Raw genomic sequence first — 15,475 nt, forward strand, 5'->3', positions numbered from 1 at the left:
CTATAATCGCGCCCTTGTCCCTGCCGCAGGCCCAATTGCGCGCAGACATAAGGATCTGGAGGTAGCACCATGTTCGAGAATCTCACCGACCGGTTGGGATCGTCGCTTAAAAACCTGGCAGGTCAGGGCTCCCTGACCGAAGACAATATCCGCGACACCCTGCGCGAAGTGCGCAAGGCGCTGCTGGAGGCCGATGTGGCCTTGCCAGTGGTGAAAGAGTTTGTCGAACAGGTAAAGGAAAAAGCCCTGGGGCAGGAAGTGCTGCAAAGCCTGAATCCTGGCCAGGCATTCGTGAAGATCGTCAATGACGAGCTGGTTCACACCATGGGCGACGCCAACGACGGCCTGGATCTGGCCGCCAAGCCGCCCGCGATCATCTTGATGGCCGGTTTGCAGGGGGCAGGTAAAACCACCTCGGTGGCCAAGCTTGCCCGCTTCCTGCAGGAGCGTGAGAAGAAGAAGGTCATGGTGGTGTCGGCCGACGTGTACCGCCCGGCGGCTATCGAGCAGCTGAAGACGCTGGCCGGAGAGGTTGAGACCAACTTCTTCCCGTCTACCGGCGATCAGGATCCGGTGGATATTGCCAACGGTGCGTTGGAAGAGGCTCGCCGTCGTTATATGGATGTGCTGATCGTCGATACTGCCGGTCGTCTCCATGTGGACGACGAGATGATGTCCGAGATCAAGCGGTTGCACGGGGCGATCAGTCCGGTGGAAACCCTGTTCGTGGTCGACGCCATGACCGGTCAGGATGCGGCGAATACCGCCCAGGCCTTTAATGAGGCGCTGCCGCTGACTGGTGTGATCCTGACCAAGGCTGACGGTGATTCCCGTGGTGGTGCGGCCCTGTCCGTTCGCCAGCTCACCGGCAAACCCATCAAGTTTATCGGCATGGGTGAGAAGACCGACGCCCTGGAGCCGTTCCACCCGGATCGTATCGCCAGCCGGATCCTCGGCATGGGCGACGTGCTCTCCCTGGTGGAAGAAGCCGAGCGCAAGCTGGACAAGAAGAAAGCCGAGAAGATCGCCAAGAAGTTCAAGAAAGGCAAGGCGATGGACTTCGAGGATCTCAAGGACCAGTTCCAGCAGATGCGCAACATGGGCGGTATGGCGGGCCTGCTCGACAAGCTGCCTGGCATGGGCGGCATGATGCAGGCGGCCCAGGACCCGGCGGCCATGAAGCAGATGAAACACATGGAGGCGTTGATCGACTCCATGACGGTAAAAGAACGTCGCAACCCGGACATCATCAAGGGCTCACGCAAGAAGCGCATCGCGGCGGGTGCCGGTCTTGAGATCCAGGACCTGAACCGCCTGATGAAGCAGCAAAAGATGATGGCCAAGATGATGAAGAAGATGCGCACCAAAGGCGGCATGAAGAACATGATGCGTGGCCTGGAAGGCATGATGGGTGGCAATGGCGGCCCGGGTGGTTCCGGTGGTATGGGCGGTCCCGGTGGCGGAATGCCTCCGGGCGGCATGGGCGGTGGAATGCCGCCGATGTAAGGAGCGGCAAGCTTCAAGCTGCAACGCGCGGGCAGGGCAGGTGGGAATTCCGCCTCTCTGCCCGCGCTGCGTTTGGGCAGGGCTTTTGTTGGTGCGGCACTTGAGCCGTTGGGGAGCTGCGAAACTCTTGTTGCGTGCTGCATCTCCCTGTATAATCCGCGCCCTTCGCGGCCTGTCCTTTGTTTTGCGCTCTGATGCAAGGCAGGGCTTGGCTTTCAAGCGGATACGATGGCTCGCTATGCCCTCCTCGGCAGGCGGCCGGGAAACCGGATTGATAAAAAAGGTAGATAAACCATGGTAGTTATTCGTCTCGCTCGCGGCGGTTCCAAGAAGCGCCCGTTCTACAGCATTGTTGTTGCCGATAGCCGTAACGCCCGTGATGGTCGTTTCATCGAGCAACTGGGTTTCTACAACCCCATCGCCCGTGGCGGTGAAATCCCTCTCAAGCTGAACCTGGAAAGCCTAGATGCCTGGGTGGGTAAAGGTGCTCAGCTGTCTGACCGCGTCAAGACCCTGGTTAAGCAGGCCCGTAAGGAAGCCTGATGACCACTGGAGGGCAGACGTCCTCTGAGCTGGAGGTTGTCGGTCGCATCCTCGGGGTGCACGGCGTGCAGGGGTGGGTAAAGGTTTTTTCCAATACCGACCCCCGCGAAAACATCCAGCACTACCAGCCTTGGCACCTTAAGCAAGGTGGCTCCAGATCTGGTGGAGAGTGGAAGCCGGTGAAGGTCATCGGCTTTCGTCCCCAGGGCAAAGGCCTGATCGCACAACTGGAAGGGGTAACCGACCGGAACATGGCGGCAGCGCTGGTGGGGCAGGATATCGGGATACCTCGTGACCTGTTGCCACAGTCTGGTGGTGGCGAATATTACTGGCGCGATCTTATCGGCCTGCGGGTCTTCCATAGTGAAGGCGCGGATTTCGGCAAGGTAGTCAGAATGCTGGAAACCGGTGCCAACGATGTGGTCGTGGTGCGCGGTGACAGCAAAAGCCTGGATCGTCGCGAGCGGCTGATTCCCTGGCAACCGGATGACGTGATCACCGATGTGAATCTGGCCGAAGGCCGCATGACGGTGGATTGGGACCCGGATTTTTAATATGACGACGGATACGGTGCCGTATCAGGTCACTCTGGTTACCCTGTTTCCGGAGATGGCAAAGGCGATTACCGACTTCGGCGTCACCCGGCGGGCAGTGGAAAACGGCCAGCTGGCGGTGGAAACCGTGAATCCACGGGATTTCACTGAAGATCGTCACCGCACCGTGGACGATCGCCCCTTTGGGGGTGGCCCCGGCATGGTGATGAAGGTGGACCCGCTGGCGAAAGCCCTGCAGGCCGCCCGCGCTGCCAACCCGGCAGCCAAAGTGATTTATCTGTCCCCTCAGGGGCAGACGCTGACCCAGGCGAAAGCCGAGGCGTTGGCGCAGCAGCCCGGCCTGGTATTACTGGCAGGGCGCTACGAGGGCGTAGATGAGCGTTTGCTCGACGCCGAGGTGGATGAACAGATCTCCATCGGCGATTACGTTCTCAGCGGCGGCGAACTGCCGGCGCTGGTGCTGATCGATGCGGTCAGCCGACTGATTCCCGGAGTGCTGGGTCACCAGGATTCCGCCGGACAGGACTCGTTTTCAGGTGAATTCGAAGACCTGCTGGATTGCCCGCACTACACCCGCCCGGAGGTGTACGAGGGGCAGGCAGTACCGCCGGTACTGCTGAGCGGCAATCACGAGTTGATTCGCCGTTGGCGCCTGAAACAGGCGCTGGGACGGACCTGGCAACAGCGTCCTGACCTGCTGGAACGCCGCCGGGCGCGGGGTTTGAGCAACGAAGAGCAGCAGCTGTTGGACGAATACATCGCCGAGCAGGTGCCGCATACAGCAAAACCGAACGAATAGGAGCATTGCCATGAGCGGCAAGAACCTGATCATCCAGGGCATTGAAAATGCCCAGCTGAAAGCCGACCTGCCTGAATTTGGCGCCGGCGATACCGTTACCGTTCAGGTAAAGGTGAAAGAAGGTACCCGTGAGCGTCTGCAGGCGTTCCAGGGTGTTGTTATTGCCCGTCGTAACCGCGGCCTGAACTCTGCGTTCACCGTGCGCAAGATTTCCCACGGCGTGGGCGTTGAGCGTGTATTCCAGCTGCACAGCCCGCTGATCGATTCCATCGAAGTGAATCGTCGTGGTGACGTGAGCCGCGCCAAGCTTTACTACCTGCGCGACCGCTCTGGCAAGTCTGCCCGGATCAAAGAAAAGATTCGGTAAGACCGGCAACACCGGGTCTGCCGAGGGCGAATGTTGGTTCAGCCTTTGCTGTAGGGCATGCGGAATCAACCTCTGGACGGGCAGATCACAGCTCCAACAAAAAAGCCGCTTCCTTTCGGGAAGCGGCTTTTTTGTTGGTTCATCTTCGGGGCCGCCCTGCGGGCGTTCCTCGCTGCGCTCGGTGGCGGCGCGATAGCCAGAACCGTTGAAAGCAATATTTATCACAGAGGAGAGCTTAAGAGCGTCTTTTCTCAGTCTCTGTACCCTTTGTGGCTTGATCCAAGGTTGGGCTATCGCGCCGCCAGCGACGCTCCTACGGATAGGTGGGAGGATCAAATCGGGCTTTCCCGCTAATCTGCGATGATCCTTTTTTTGGGGCTGCGCTATGGTTGCATCACGATGCGACGGTCGGGCAGACCGTCGTTGTGGGAAGCTTGCGGCAGGCGACCCTTGAGATAACGAGCCTGGCGTAAGGCGTTACCCGGGTTATGGTCGGATCGCCTGCCGGGAAGGTTGCCCGAGTTCCGCGTTTTACGCCTTTTTCAGCATCCGGTACAGGAATAGCAGCACCAGTGCCCCGACAATGGCGGTCACAAAGCTGCCCAGGCTGAAGCTGCCCACCGAGCCACCCAGCCCGGTGATGGAGCCCAGCCAGCCGCCGACAAAGGCACCTGCAATACCGATGAGAATGGTGACAATAAAGCCCCCGGGATCCTTGCCCGGCATGATCCACTTGGCAACAATGCCGGCAATCAGGCCAAACACAATCCACGATAAGATGCCCATGTATCCTCTCCTTGGTTGTCACGGTGTAACCTCTATTGATGCCAGAAAGCGGCGCGTTTGTCCTTTGGATAAGCCGCAAACCCGGTAATATTTGGTAAAAAGGAACTCAGCCCGGTAATGGCAGCAAGGCAATGATGATTCATGACTGAGATTTGCGATGCGCAAGCACGGCTGATTGACGCCTGGCTGGACCAGCAATGGCTGGAAAAGGGGCTTAGCGAGAACAGCCTCAGCAACTACCGTCGGGATGTGCGGCAGTTGGCGATCTGGCTGCAGGAGCAGGGCGGTTCACTGCTTGAGGCGCAGCGGTACCAGTTGCTGGAGTTTCTTGCGGACCGCCACCAGCTGGGGATTTCTGCCCGCACCGTGGCGCGACAGTTATCCGCGGTAAAAAGCTTCTATCGCTGGCTAAAGCGCGAGGGACGGGTGCCGGAAGACCCCGCATTGTTGATTGAGCGGCCGAAAACAGGCCGGCCACTGCCCAAGACTCTTACCGAGGCCGATGTGGAGGCCCTGCTGGCGGCACCGGATCTGGATACCCCGCTGGGGTTGCGTGACCGGGCCATGCTGGAGGTGCTCTATGCCACGGGGTTGCGGGTCACGGAGCTGGTCACGCTGACGCAAAGCCAGATCAATCCGCGGCAGGGGTTGGTGAGAGTGATCGGCAAGGGCGACAAGGAACGGCTGGTGCCACTGGGTGAAGAAGCGCTGCATTGGCTGGTCCGCTACCTGCGCGAGGGGCGTCCCATGTTGCTGGGCAATGATCAGGAGCTGCTGTTTCCCAGTCTGCGAGGCACCTGCATGACCCGACAGACATTCTGGCACCGTATCAAGCAGATGGCGCAGGTGGCAGGGGTGCAAAAAGCCCTGTCACCCCATACACTGCGGCATGCTTTTGCAACGCACTTGCTGAATCACGGGGCGGACTTGCGGGTGGTGCAGTTATTGCTTGGCCATAGTGACCTGTCCACCACTCAGATCTACACCCATGTGGCGCAGCAGCGGTTACAGGATCTGTACCAGAAACATCATCCCCGCTCGGGAACCTGAGCGAGACGCAAGGCTCCAAGCTGGGAGCGGAAGGAGAAATGACAGAATGAAGAAGTGGTTTGTAATTGCCCTTGTGGGCTTGGTGACAGCCTGTGGTGCGGATTCTGGCGCAACGGATAACGGGTCGGCTAAAACGGGGGAGGCGGGCGCTGATGTGGCCAAGGCAGCGTTTGAGAAGGTCTTTACCCGTGGCAAAGTGACCGAGGTTCGCGAAACACAAATGCCGGGAGTGCTGGAGCTCACCATCAACGGTTCCGATACGCTGTACATGAGCGATGACGGTCGCTTCTTGTTTAATGGCACGATGCTGGAGCTGCGAGACGGAGAGGTCATCGATCCGGTGGAAGAGCGCCTGGCCAAGGTGCGAGGGGCCGGGATCAAAAAGCTGGATGAAAGTGAGCTCATCACCTATGAGGCGGAAGACGAAAAATACGAGGTGTATGTCTTCACGGATATCACCTGCGGTTACTGCCGCAAGTTGCATCGGCATATCGAGGAATTTCAGCAGGAAGGGGTGACGGTCCATTATCTTGCGTTCCCTCGTGGTGGTGAATCCTCGCCAGCCACGGAACCCATGCGCCATATCTGGTGCGCAGATGACCCGAAACAGGCCCTGACCGATGCCAAGCTGTCTGAGACTCTCAGCGAAGCGGAATTGAAAGATGACTGTGCAGGTCTGGTGATGGAGCAGTACGAGCTGGGCCTGGAATTTGGTGTACGTGGTACGCCTGCCATTTACACGGCAGAAGGCAAGCAACTGGGCGGCTACATTACCCCGGAAGACATGCTTTCACGGCTTGGTGCTTCGGGCTCCTGAGCCCCGTCCCCCGGCGCTTTGCGCCGGAATCAAGACAGCCTATACATTGACGGCGCAGTGATGCGCCGTTAATGTGTCCGCCTTGTTTTCCCTGCCCCCAAGGTGTCCTGTGGATACGGATTTTCAGCGCATTCGACGACTGCCTCCCTACGTCTTCAACATTGTTGGTGAGATGAAGAAGGCGGCACGAGCGCGGGGCGAGGATATTATTGATTTCGGCATGGGCAACCCGGACCAGCCCACCCCGAAGCATATCGTCGACAAGCTGGCGGAAACCGTGCAGCGGGGCGATACCCACCGTTATTCCCAGTCGCGGGGGATTCCGCGGCTGCGCAAGGCCATCACCGATTGGTATCAGCGCCGCTACAGTGTTGCGCTGGACCCGGAATCCGAGGCCATTGTGACCATCGGCTCGAAGGAAGGCCTCGCCCATCTGGCGCTGGCGACCATGGGCCCGGGTGACACAGTACTGGTGCCGAACCCCAGCTATCCGATTCACCCCTACGGTTTCGTGATTTCCAATGCGGACATTCGTCATGTGCCCCTGGTGAAAGGGGTGGATTTCTTCGCCGAGCTGGAACGCGCGATCAAGGAATCCTGGCCCAAGCCGAAAATGCTGGTGTTGAATTTCCCGGGGAATCCCACCGGCCAGTGTGTGGAGCTGGAGTTCTTCGAAAAAGTGGTGGCCATTGCCCGTGAGCACAATATCTGGGTGGTACACGATATTGCATATGCAGACATCGTGTTTGATGGCTATCAGGCCCCGTCCATCCTGCAGGTCGAAGGCGCACGGGATGTGGCGGTAGAATTCTTTTCCCTGTCAAAGAGTTACAATATGCCCGGCTGGCGGGTGGGGTTCTGTTGTGGCAACAAGGACCTGATTCACGCGCTGGCCCGGATCAAGTCCTATCTCGACTACGGCACCTTTACTCCGATTCAGGTGGCCGCCATTGCGGCGCTGGAGGGAGATCAGAGCTGTGTCAGTGAGATCTGCGAAATGTACCGTCAGCGCCGTGATGTGCTGGTGGACGGGCTGGCCGAGATCGGCTGGCAGGTGGAGCGGCCCCGTGCCACCATGTTCGTGTGGGCCGAAATCCCTGAGCCCTACCGGGAAATGGGCTCACTGGAGTTTGCCAAAAAACTGCTGACGGATGCCGGTGTTGCGGTGTCTCCCGGCGTGGGTTTTGGGGAATACGGGGATGATCATGTCCGTTTTGGTCTGATCGAGAACGAACAACGCACCCGGCAGGCTATTCGCGGCATCAAGAAGATGTTCCGTCAGGATGGGCTGCTGGGCTGAGATGGCGGGCAGGTGAGGCCTGCCGCTGACTGAATAATGAATGATGTATCTGAACGAGGAAACGCTGTGAAGCCGGTGAAGGTGGGAATTGCAGGTCTGGGTACCGTTGGCTCAGGCACCGTAAACGTGCTCAAGCGCAATGCGCGTGATATCGCACGTCGTGTGGGGCGTCCGATTGAAATTACGCACATTGGTGCTCGCCGTGACAATCCGGCCTGCGAGACCGACGGCATTCGCCTGTCCCGTGACATTTTTGCCGTGGCCAGTGATCCCGATATCAACATTCTTGTTGAGCTGATTGGCGGCACCGACACTGCCCGTGAGCTTGTTCTGACCGCCATTCGCAACGGCAAGCACATCGTGACCGCCAACAAGGCGCTGATCGCCGAGCATGGCAACGAGATCTTCCAGGCTGCCCAGGATAATGGTGTCGATGTGGCGTTCGAGGCCTCTGTGGCGGGGGGTATCCCGATTCTGAAATCCCTTGGTGAAGGTCTTGCGGCCAACCATATCCACTGGCTGTCCGGGATTATCAACGGAACCGGCAACTTTATCCTGACAGAAATGGAAGAGGGCGGTCGTGATTTCAACGACGTGCTGGCCGAAGCTCAACAGCTGGGGTATGCCGAAGCGGACCCGACCTTCGACGTGGAAGGCATTGATGCAGCGCACAAGCTGACCATCCTCGCGTCCATCGCCTTTGGTATTCCGCTGCAGTTTTCCAAGGTCTACACCGAGGGGATCAGCCGTATTACTACCGAAGACGTGGCCAGCGCTGCCCATTTCGGTTATCGCATCAAGCATCTGGGCATTGCCAAAGACACCGGCAACGGCATCGAGCTGCGAGTGCACCCGACCCTGATTCCCAAGGAAACCATGCTGTCTGCGGTCAACGGTGTCATGAACGCCGTCATGGTCAATGGCGATGCCGTCGGGCCGACCCTGTTTTACGGCGCCGGCGCCGGTGCCGAGCCGACAGCCTCTGCGGTGGTGGCCGATATCATTGAGCTGGGCCGTGCACTGACCGTGGATCATGATGAGCGGGTGCCCTATCTGGGCTTCCATACCGATCATATGTCTGACGAGCCGATTCTGACCATTGATGACGTGACCTGCTGTTTCTACCTGCGTTTGCATGTGCAGGATCAGCGTGGGGTGCTGGCGGACATCACCCGAATCCTCAGCGACAACAACGTCAGTATTGATGCCATGGTGCAGCGCGAAGTGGATCAGGGGCTGGTGCCTATCGTGATGATGACCCACGAGGTCCGCGAGGGTGACATGAATGCCGCGCTCGACAAGATCGCTGCCCTTGAGACCGTGGATAGCGATATAATGCGCATCCGCGTGGAATCCCTGGACGCCTGATTTTTGTCGTCTGGCGGCAGACGCCAGACGTCCGATGCTTTAAAAAAGAGATGAAGACTATGCCTTTTCGTGACCGTTACACCGGCCTGATCAACCGCTACCGTGACCACCTGCCGGTGAATGATGACACGCCGATCATCAGCCTGGGTGAAGGTAACACCCCGCTGATCCGCCTGAAGAACATCCCCAAGATGTTGGGCAAGGATGTGGACATCTACGTGAAATACGAAGGCCTGAACCCCACGGGGTCCTTCAAGGACCGCGGTATGACCATGGCCGTTACCAAGGCCGTGGAAGAGGGCAGTAATGCCATTATCTGTGCCTCCACCGGGAACACCTCTGCGGCCGCTGCGGCCTACGCGGCTCGGGCCGGCATCACCGCCTTTGTACTGATCCCTGAAGGCAAGATTGCCATGGGCAAGCTGGCTCAGGCGATGATGTACGGTGCGGTGATCATGCAGATCCGTGGCAACTTCGACCAGGGTATGGAGTTGGTGAAGCAGGTAGCCGAAAAAGCACCGGTGACCATCGTTAACTCGGTGAACCCCTACCGTCTGCAGGGCCAGAAGTCTGCTGCCTTTGAAATCGTGGAAGAGCTGGGCCGTGCCCCGGATTTCCACTGCTTGCCGGTGGGCAATGCGGGTAACATCACCGCGCACTGGATGGGCTACAGCGAATACAAGAAAGCGGGTGTGGTGAACGCAGCGCCCAAGATGGTGGGCTACCAGGCAGAAGGTGCCGCACCGTTCCTGCGCGGCGGCCCGGTCAGTGATCCGGAAACGGTCGCTACAGCGATCCGTATCGGTAACCCGCAGTCCTGGGACAAGGCCTGGGCCCTGCAGGAAGAGTCTGGCGGCTGGTTCGATGAATTGACCGACAAGGAAATTCTGGCAGCCCAGAAGCTGCTGGCCGAGAAAGAAGGCGTGTTCTGTGAGCCTGCTTCTGCTGCGTCTCTGGGCGGTGCCATGCGCGATATCCAGAACGGCAAGATCCCGGAGGGTTCCACCATCGTGTGCACCCTTACCGGTAACGGCCTGAAAGACCCGGATACCGCCATTGCGCAGTGTCAGGACAGCCGCATGGTGACCATTGATGCGGACCTGGACGCGGTGAAAGGCGCGATTCTGTCCAATATGTCCTGATCCCTGCCGGGTATCGGGAAGACAAAAAACGGAGCGCCTGGCGCTCCGTTTTTTTTATGGTCGTGGGGCTTGCCAGCGAGTCGCTTGAAGGGCGAAGGCGTTGAGGATTAGATAGGGGGTATGCGGACCATGGAGGGCCAGACCATGAGCTTTCAGGTGACGGTGACCGGGTTTAGCCAGGATGAACGACTCGACTGGGTGATGCTGCTGTCCTGCGGCCATCGCCAGCATGTGCGCCATCAGCCCCCGTTCATCAATCGCCCCTGGGTGACCAGCGAGGCAGGCCGTCATCAGCATCTGGGCATGGTCGTCACGTGCACCCAGTGCCAGCGGGGCATGCCGCTACCGCGATAGCGGGGGGCGTCAGCCAGGCGTCGACGATCATCTCCGGGTTCTGTGAAAGCTTGTCTGCAAGCGACCTATCAATGGATGCTGTTATCGCTTGCAGACAAGCGACTGTAGGAGCCTTGCTCGCAAGGCGATCTATTCGCAGTGCGAGTGGCCTGATCCATCACAGTTCTACATGGCGGTGACGGAAGGGTTTCGGAGGTTGTTCTTGTCTCGCTGAGGCTCGTTATCGCTATGCGAGCATAGCTCCTACGGAGGGGGAGTGGAGGGCGTTGCAGGTTGCTTTGCTTGTTCGAGAGCATGCGCGGTTGAGACCATAGAATCTCACCCAGTGATGCTTCTGTGAGGCAGAAAGATGGTCTTTTCCAAGGGGGGCGTTGTAAAAATCTGGCCACTGATGGAAGTATTCGGCTCAGCGGGGTTTTGCCTTCAGGCAAGTCAACAGCGTTGGCGGCGCAGTATGTTTGTGTATGCCAACGCCCGCCCGGGATCCGGACGAGCGTTTCGCTGGCCTTCAACGCAGCCGTGTGTGCCGGTTGATGGTGTGCTGCAGACCAAACAGGGACGGCAAGTGGGGACCAATAACGCCTTTTCCGGTGGTCAGCAATGCACCGCTCAGATCCCGTTGCGGGTCGGCCCAGCAATAAATACTGATAAAGCCCAGATGCCCAAACGCTTTTGGCGCGCCGGGGCCAAACATGCCCATTCCCCGGTTGCCGAGCATGAACCCGTTGGAAAAGTTCAGCGGCAACATCAGGCTGCGATCGAAGCGGGGCCGGTGATAGGCCGGTTCCAGCGCACGCGCCACGGTCTCTGGCTGAAAAATCTGTTGGCCCTTGTAGCGCCCCTCGTTGAGCAGCATCTGAAAGAAGCGACTGGCTTCTTCCGCTGTAGCGTAGAGGTTGCCCGCAGGGACAATGATGTCCTGGAAACGATCATCGTTTGAGACTTCCACGACCTCATCAATGCTTCCCCCCACCGCGTGGTTAAGGAACAGATCGACCAGCTTGAAGGGCACCCCGGTGGACACATCCATGGCCCGCTCCGGGCCCGTGCCGCCAAAGGTGAAATACTTCATGCCCATGGGCTTGCGCACCACCCGGTCCAGCGTGGTATTGAGATCTTCGCCGGTAACGGCTTCCACAATGCGACCCACGATGAAGCCGGCGGTGACCGCATGGTAGGCCTGAGTATTCAGTGTGGTGGGTTTCGCGGCACAGAGAATGTCGAAAATCTCCTGAGGGCGAAACAGAATGTCCGGGGATACCGGTTCCTGAGGGCGAGGAATGCCCGCCTGGTGGGTCAGCAGTTGGCGGATGGTGGTGCGCCCCTTGCCGTTCTGGCCATACTGCGGCAGGTAGCGGGTGACCGGATCATCCAGATCCAGCTGTCCTTGTTCCACCAAGTGGTGAACCATCATGGCTGCCACGACCTTGGAGGCCGAAAACAGGCAGACCGGCGTGTCCGGTGTCATCACACGCTGGCTGTCCGGGTCAGCAAAGCCGATACTGCGATTGAGCATGATCTCGCCATGGCGGCGCAGGCACAGGCTGACGGCGGGGCTCATGCCACCGCGGTACAGCTTGCGGGTTGCGCGCCAGATGGATTCCACCTGTTCTGAGGCCATGCCGGTTTTTTCCAGCGGTGCCTCTTCGCCCTGACGGACCAGGGAATCCAGACTGCGGGGGATCGGGTTGCCGTGCTTGCTGATGAGCCGACGAACGCGGGGACGTAGAGCCATATTGTTTAAACCTGTTAAGCCCGCGCTCAGGTTGGCGCGGGACGGGAACACTGTGTATACGAATTATTTTCCGTGTTTTTCAGTGCCTTGCATTGGCAGCAGGGCCTGTGACGGGTGGCGCAATTTCACCAGAATCCTGTCCTCATATGACGACGTGAACGGGGTTACAATCAGCCTGAGATTACAAGTTTTTGTGCCTGCTGCCTTGGATGATCCCGGTATAACAACATAATGGTGTCAGGCCGGATTCAGGAGAGAGCGATGAATACCATCAAGCAGTCAGATTTCCAGAACTTTGCAGAGTTCTACCCCTATTACCTGCAGGAGCATGGCGATCCCACTTGTCGTCGTTTGCACTTTTTCGGCACCCTCGGGGTGATCTCGATTGTGTTGGGGGTCATTTACACCGGCAACCTGTGGGGCCTGATCTGGGTACCCATCGTGGGCTATGGCTTTGCCTGGGTAGGACATTTCTTTTTCGAGAAAAATCGTCCGGCTACCTTCAAGCATCCCTGGTACAGCCTTGCCGGTGACTTTGTGATGTTCAAGGATATTCTTGTCGGCCGGATCAGCTGGTAAGAGGAAAAGTGATGACGGCGGTGGAGATCTTTGTGCCGGGTCAGGCGCAGCCAGATGATACGTCGTTGCCGGATCTGGATTGCAAAGAAAATATCGATGCCATGGTCTACGGCTTCTATCAGCGCATGCTGGAAGACCCGGAGATGGCACCGGTATTTTTTGACGTAGCCGGCATCGATCTCAACGCACATTTACCGCTGATCTGCCAGTACTGGCACAAGATGCTGCTGGGGGACAGAACCTACCAGCGGCACATGATGGAAAAGCATCGGGCGCTGGATAACAAGATCCCGCTCACCGGTGTGCATCATGAGCGCTGGCTCGGCCATTTTATGGCCAATCTTGACGGACGTTTTGCCGGGCCCAACACCGACCGGGCCAAACGCCTTGCGGCCCGGGTAATGGATAATCTTTACCGTCAGCTCAGTATGCGCCGTTAGTCTTGCGCCACTGGGCAGGAGTGTCGCCCGCTTCGCGCTGAAACAACCGAATAAAATAGCTGACATTCTCGTATCCCACCTGGTGGGCAATCTGCTGCACAGACAGTGCCCCACTGATCAACAGCTTCTTGGCTCGATCTATTCTGACTTTCTGAAGGTACAGATGAGGCGCAAGTCCGGTCGCAAGGGTAAAGCGTCGCTTCAGGTTCCGCTCGCTGAACCCGAACCGGGAGGCGAGCTGCTCCAGTGACAATGACGCCTGCGGGTTGCTTTCAAGCCACTCCTGCACGGCAAGGATGGCCGCATCATCGTGGCGTCGGGTGCCGGGCAGAACCGGGCGCATCTGGATTGGGCTTGAGACCAGGAGGTGCGCGGCGCAGAGCTGGGCAAAGTGGTCGCCACGGTCATTGGCCAGCAGTGCCAACAGGGCATCGAAACTGCCATGCAACGAACCGGTGCTGTATAACCAGCGATCCTGAAGGTAGCTCTCTCTGGCCCGAAAGTGGCATTCCTTGTAGCGCTGCTGAAGCGTGGGGAGAAACGCCCAGTGGGTGTTGATACGCAAGCCGTTGACGAGCCCCGTGGCTGCCAGTGGGACAATGCCGGTGGACAGGGTAAGCACAACGCGCTTTGCTTCACAGTGCCGGGCAAGATATTCCAACGCGCGACGCGGCGGGCTGGGGGTATGTTCCAGTACCGGACCTTCAATGGCCGGAAAAATCAGCCAGTCTACCGGGCGCGCCTCTTCCAGAGAGGAGTCTGTCTCAATGGCAATCCCTCCAGCTGCATCGAGCCGGGTGTCCGCTGCGTTCGCCAGCAGGTGAACCCGGTAACCCGCTGCCAGCCCTGTCTGCTTTTCTAGCAAAGAGACAATACGGAAGAAGTCGGTCACCGCGAACAGGCTCATGGCCCAGCAGCCAGGGGTGACGACAATACCGATGTTTTTCATAGACAGGGGAACGCATGATGGCCTGAATGGACTATCAGTTTGCCTGTGCGGGAATGGAACAGGAAGAGGGGGCTGGGGACAATACAGGGATCACAGTAATGGCGAAGCCGGGGACAGACATGACAGAGCCAACAGGGTTTTTGCAGAAAGGGGGCGAGAGGCTATTACCGTTGCCCGGGCTGGGGGGGGTCTATACCAAAATCTGGCCTGGTGACCCGCGCAAGGCTCCGTTGCTGTTGCTGCATGATTCGCTTGGGTGTGTGGCGTTGTGGCGGGATTTCCCCGAGCAGCTCAATGTCGCCACCGGGCGCACGGTCATTGCCTATGATCGCCCGGGTTTTGGCCGCTCTCCCAACCGGGCGGACCCACTCCCGGTGTCGTTCGTGGAAGACGAAGCTACTGAGGTGGTGGCGCTGTGTGATGCGCTTGATCTGAATCGGGTCGCTTTACTGGGGCACAGTGTGGGGGGCGGAATGGCGCTGGCGAGTGCCGTGGCTCTTGGGGTGCGTTGTGTTGCCGTGATTACCCTGGCAGCCCAGGCCTTTGTGGAAGAGCGGACCCGGTGCGGCATCGAGGCGGCGAAGGTCGCTTTTTCTGACCCCGCACAGAGGGAGAAGTTATCACGGTATCATGGTGACAAAACGGATTGGGTGTTGGCTGCCTGGATTGATACCTGGCTGGGTGAGTCGTTCAGTGACTGGAATCTGGATCAGCTATTGTCCTCCATGCGGCGACCCTGGCTGTGTCTTCATGGCGATGCCGATGAATATGGATCGGTGGCGCACCCCCTGCGGTTGAATGATCAGGCGGCGGTTAAGGGGGAGCTGAGGATTTTGCCAGGCGGAGGGCATTTCCCGCACCGTGAAAATGGCTCGTTGGTCGTAGAGGCCGTGCGAGGCTTTCTGCAAGAGAAAGCCTGAGCCGCATGACAGGCTTTACAGCATGGGTACCAGCCAGTTGCCGAGCAGCAGCCCGGCGCCGCTAAGGTAACAACTGCCGATGAGAATCGGGTCGGACTGCAATGCGTTCCGCCTGGCGTGGTAGTAGAGCCCGGCAGCCAGCAGGCACAGTGCGACCAGCCCCACCGTTATCCCCATTATTGTGTGCATGTCAGTGCCTCGTCATCGTGGCGATACCTTGTTGTAACGCCTGCCGAACTTGACGGTCAATGTTCTGACTTGCTGAC

18 protein-coding genes are annotated in these 15,475 nt (G+C 58.7%); 14 read left to right on the forward strand and 4 right to left on the reverse strand.

Features of this window, described 5'->3' with window-relative positions; all coding sequences use genetic code 11:
- The first annotated feature begins 69 nt into the window (after positions 1 to 69).
- The 5 genes from ffh (at position 70) to rplS (ending at position 3,769) form a co-directional block, all read left to right on the forward strand.
- Positions 70 to 1,506 (forward strand): signal recognition particle protein, encoded by a 1,437-nt coding sequence (ffh, locus tag A15D_RS11100; protein WP_102791988.1) that lies wholly within the window; start codon positions 70 to 72, stop codon positions 1,504 to 1,506.
- Between the two features lie 294 nt (positions 1,507 to 1,800).
- Complete coding sequence (gene rpsP / locus A15D_RS11105; protein ID WP_022985637.1) at positions 1,801 to 2,049, forward strand: 30S ribosomal protein S16; 249 nt, start codon at positions 1,801 to 1,803, stop codon at positions 2,047 to 2,049.
- Complete coding sequence (gene rimM, locus A15D_RS11110) at positions 2,049 to 2,603, forward strand: ribosome maturation factor RimM (protein ID WP_102791989.1); 555 nt, start codon at positions 2,049 to 2,051, stop codon at positions 2,601 to 2,603. Before rpsP ends, rimM begins: the two co-directional genes overlap by 1 nt.
- A gap of 1 nt (position 2,604) precedes the next feature.
- Complete coding sequence (gene trmD, locus A15D_RS11115; RefSeq protein ID WP_102791990.1) at positions 2,605 to 3,402, forward strand: tRNA (guanosine(37)-N1)-methyltransferase TrmD; 798 nt, start codon at positions 2,605 to 2,607, stop codon at positions 3,400 to 3,402.
- A gap of 10 nt (positions 3,403 to 3,412) precedes the next feature.
- The gene (gene rplS, locus A15D_RS11120) at positions 3,413 to 3,769 is read left to right on the forward strand and encodes a 50S ribosomal protein L19 (RefSeq protein WP_022985640.1); all 357 of its coding nucleotides are present in this window, start codon (positions 3,413 to 3,415) and stop codon (positions 3,767 to 3,769) included.
- Positions 3,770 to 4,300: 531 nt separating this feature from the next.
- Here the strand turns inward: rplS and A15D_RS11130 are convergent.
- Positions 4,301 to 4,555 carry a GlsB/YeaQ/YmgE family stress response membrane protein gene (locus A15D_RS11130; RefSeq protein WP_022985642.1) on the reverse strand — a complete coding sequence of 85 codons (255 nt, stop codon included), beginning with the start codon at positions 4,553 to 4,555 and terminating at the stop codon, positions 4,301 to 4,303.
- A 141-nt stretch (positions 4,556 to 4,696) separates the two neighbouring features.
- Between A15D_RS11130 and xerD the strand changes: the two genes are divergently transcribed.
- From xerD to A15D_RS11160, 6 genes are all read left to right on the forward strand, one after another.
- A complete protein-coding gene (xerD, locus tag A15D_RS11135) occupies positions 4,697 to 5,605 on the forward strand; it encodes a site-specific tyrosine recombinase XerD (RefSeq protein ID WP_102791992.1) in 909 nt (302 codons plus the stop codon).
- A gap of 46 nt (positions 5,606 to 5,651) precedes the next feature.
- Positions 5,652 to 6,422: a DsbC family protein gene (locus A15D_RS11140; RefSeq protein ID WP_102791993.1), complete on the forward strand. Its 771-nt coding sequence runs from the start codon at positions 5,652 to 5,654 to the stop codon at positions 6,420 to 6,422.
- Positions 6,423 to 6,531: 109 nt separating this feature from the next.
- The gene (gene alaC, locus A15D_RS11145; protein ID WP_022985645.1) at positions 6,532 to 7,722 is read left to right on the forward strand and encodes an alanine transaminase; all 1,191 of its coding nucleotides are present in this window, start codon (positions 6,532 to 6,534) and stop codon (positions 7,720 to 7,722) included.
- 66 nt (positions 7,723 to 7,788) lie between these two features.
- Positions 7,789 to 9,090 (forward strand): homoserine dehydrogenase, encoded by a 1,302-nt coding sequence (locus A15D_RS11150; RefSeq protein WP_102791994.1) that lies wholly within the window; start codon positions 7,789 to 7,791, stop codon positions 9,088 to 9,090.
- 59 nt (positions 9,091 to 9,149) lie between these two features.
- A complete protein-coding gene (thrC, locus tag A15D_RS11155; RefSeq protein WP_102791995.1) occupies positions 9,150 to 10,232 on the forward strand; it encodes a threonine synthase in 1,083 nt (360 codons plus the stop codon).
- Positions 10,233 to 10,352: 120 nt separating this feature from the next.
- On the forward strand, positions 10,353 to 10,586 hold the full coding sequence (locus A15D_RS11160) for a DUF3565 domain-containing protein (RefSeq protein ID WP_255407675.1): 234 nt from the start codon (positions 10,353 to 10,355) through the stop codon (positions 10,584 to 10,586).
- A 508-nt stretch (positions 10,587 to 11,094) separates the two neighbouring features.
- Here A15D_RS11160 and A15D_RS11165 read toward each other — a convergent pair.
- A complete protein-coding gene (locus A15D_RS11165; protein WP_102791996.1) occupies positions 11,095 to 12,321 on the reverse strand; it encodes a serine hydrolase in 1,227 nt (408 codons plus the stop codon).
- 261 nt (positions 12,322 to 12,582) lie between these two features.
- Here A15D_RS11165 and A15D_RS11170 point away from each other — a divergent pair, with 261 nt between their 5' ends.
- A complete protein-coding gene (locus A15D_RS11170; protein WP_102791997.1) occupies positions 12,583 to 12,900 on the forward strand; it encodes a DUF962 domain-containing protein in 318 nt (105 codons plus the stop codon).
- Positions 12,901 to 12,911: 11 nt separating this feature from the next.
- On the forward strand, positions 12,912 to 13,340 hold the full coding sequence (locus A15D_RS11175; RefSeq protein ID WP_102791998.1) for a group III truncated hemoglobin: 429 nt from the start codon (positions 12,912 to 12,914) through the stop codon (positions 13,338 to 13,340).
- On the opposite strand, the gene A15D_RS11180 is transcribed toward A15D_RS11175, so the two are convergent.
- Positions 13,324 to 14,289 carry a GlxA family transcriptional regulator gene (locus A15D_RS11180; protein ID WP_102791999.1) on the reverse strand — a complete coding sequence of 322 codons (966 nt, stop codon included), beginning with the start codon at positions 14,287 to 14,289 and terminating at the stop codon, positions 13,324 to 13,326. The genes A15D_RS11175 and A15D_RS11180 overlap by 17 nt on opposite strands.
- Positions 14,290 to 14,408: 119 nt before the next feature.
- Here A15D_RS11180 and A15D_RS11185 point away from each other — a divergent pair, with 119 nt between their 5' ends.
- Entirely contained in the window at positions 14,409 to 15,209 is an 801-nt protein-coding gene (locus A15D_RS11185; protein ID WP_102792019.1) for an alpha/beta fold hydrolase, read from the forward strand.
- Positions 15,210 to 15,224: 15 nt separating this feature from the next.
- On the opposite strand, the gene A15D_RS17250 is transcribed toward A15D_RS11185, so the two are convergent.
- A complete protein-coding gene (locus A15D_RS17250; RefSeq protein WP_158245802.1) occupies positions 15,225 to 15,398 on the reverse strand; it encodes a hypothetical protein in 174 nt (57 codons plus the stop codon).
- Positions 15,399 to 15,475: the final 77 nt, after the last annotated feature.

This window comes from Alcanivorax sp. MD8A, assembly GCF_002888555.1.
Taxonomy (GTDB): domain Bacteria; phylum Pseudomonadota; class Gammaproteobacteria; order Pseudomonadales; family Alcanivoracaceae; genus Alcanivorax.

What these genes read in the sequence shown, in the direction of transcription:
- ffh (WP_102791988.1), top strand. Translation starts at nt 70, where the DNA reads ATGTTCGAGAATCTCACCGACCGGTTGGGATCGTCGCTTAAAAACCTG.
- rpsP (WP_022985637.1), top strand. Translation starts at nt 1,801, where the DNA reads ATGGTAGTTATTCGTCTCGCTCGCGGCGGTTCCAAGAAGCGCCCGTTC.
- rimM (WP_102791989.1), top strand. Translation starts at nt 2,049, where the DNA reads ATGACCACTGGAGGGCAGACGTCCTCTGAGCTGGAGGTTGTCGGTCGC.
- trmD (WP_102791990.1), top strand. Translation starts at nt 2,605, where the DNA reads ATGACGACGGATACGGTGCCGTATCAGGTCACTCTGGTTACCCTGTTT.
- rplS (WP_022985640.1), top strand. Translation starts at nt 3,413, where the DNA reads ATGAGCGGCAAGAACCTGATCATCCAGGGCATTGAAAATGCCCAGCTG.
- A15D_RS11130 (WP_022985642.1), bottom strand. Translation starts at nt 4,555, where the DNA reads ATGGGCATCTTATCGTGGATTGTGTTTGGCCTGATTGCCGGCATTGTT.
- xerD (WP_102791992.1), top strand. Translation starts at nt 4,697, where the DNA reads ATGACTGAGATTTGCGATGCGCAAGCACGGCTGATTGACGCCTGGCTG.
- A15D_RS11140 (WP_102791993.1), top strand. Translation starts at nt 5,652, where the DNA reads ATGAAGAAGTGGTTTGTAATTGCCCTTGTGGGCTTGGTGACAGCCTGT.
- thrC (WP_102791995.1), top strand. Translation starts at nt 9,150, where the DNA reads ATGCCTTTTCGTGACCGTTACACCGGCCTGATCAACCGCTACCGTGAC.
- A15D_RS11160 (WP_255407675.1), top strand. Translation starts at nt 10,353, where the DNA reads ATGCGGACCATGGAGGGCCAGACCATGAGCTTTCAGGTGACGGTGACC.
- A15D_RS11165 (WP_102791996.1), bottom strand. Translation starts at nt 12,321, where the DNA reads ATGGCTCTACGTCCCCGCGTTCGTCGGCTCATCAGCAAGCACGGCAAC.
- A15D_RS11170 (WP_102791997.1), top strand. Translation starts at nt 12,583, where the DNA reads ATGAATACCATCAAGCAGTCAGATTTCCAGAACTTTGCAGAGTTCTAC.
- A15D_RS11175 (WP_102791998.1), top strand. Translation starts at nt 12,912, where the DNA reads ATGACGGCGGTGGAGATCTTTGTGCCGGGTCAGGCGCAGCCAGATGAT.
- A15D_RS11180 (WP_102791999.1), bottom strand. Translation starts at nt 14,289, where the DNA reads ATGAAAAACATCGGTATTGTCGTCACCCCTGGCTGCTGGGCCATGAGC.
- A15D_RS11185 (WP_102792019.1), top strand. Translation starts at nt 14,409, where the DNA reads ATGACAGAGCCAACAGGGTTTTTGCAGAAAGGGGGCGAGAGGCTATTA.
- A15D_RS17250 (WP_158245802.1), bottom strand. Translation starts at nt 15,398, where the DNA reads ATGCACACAATAATGGGGATAACGGTGGGGCTGGTCGCACTGTGCCTG.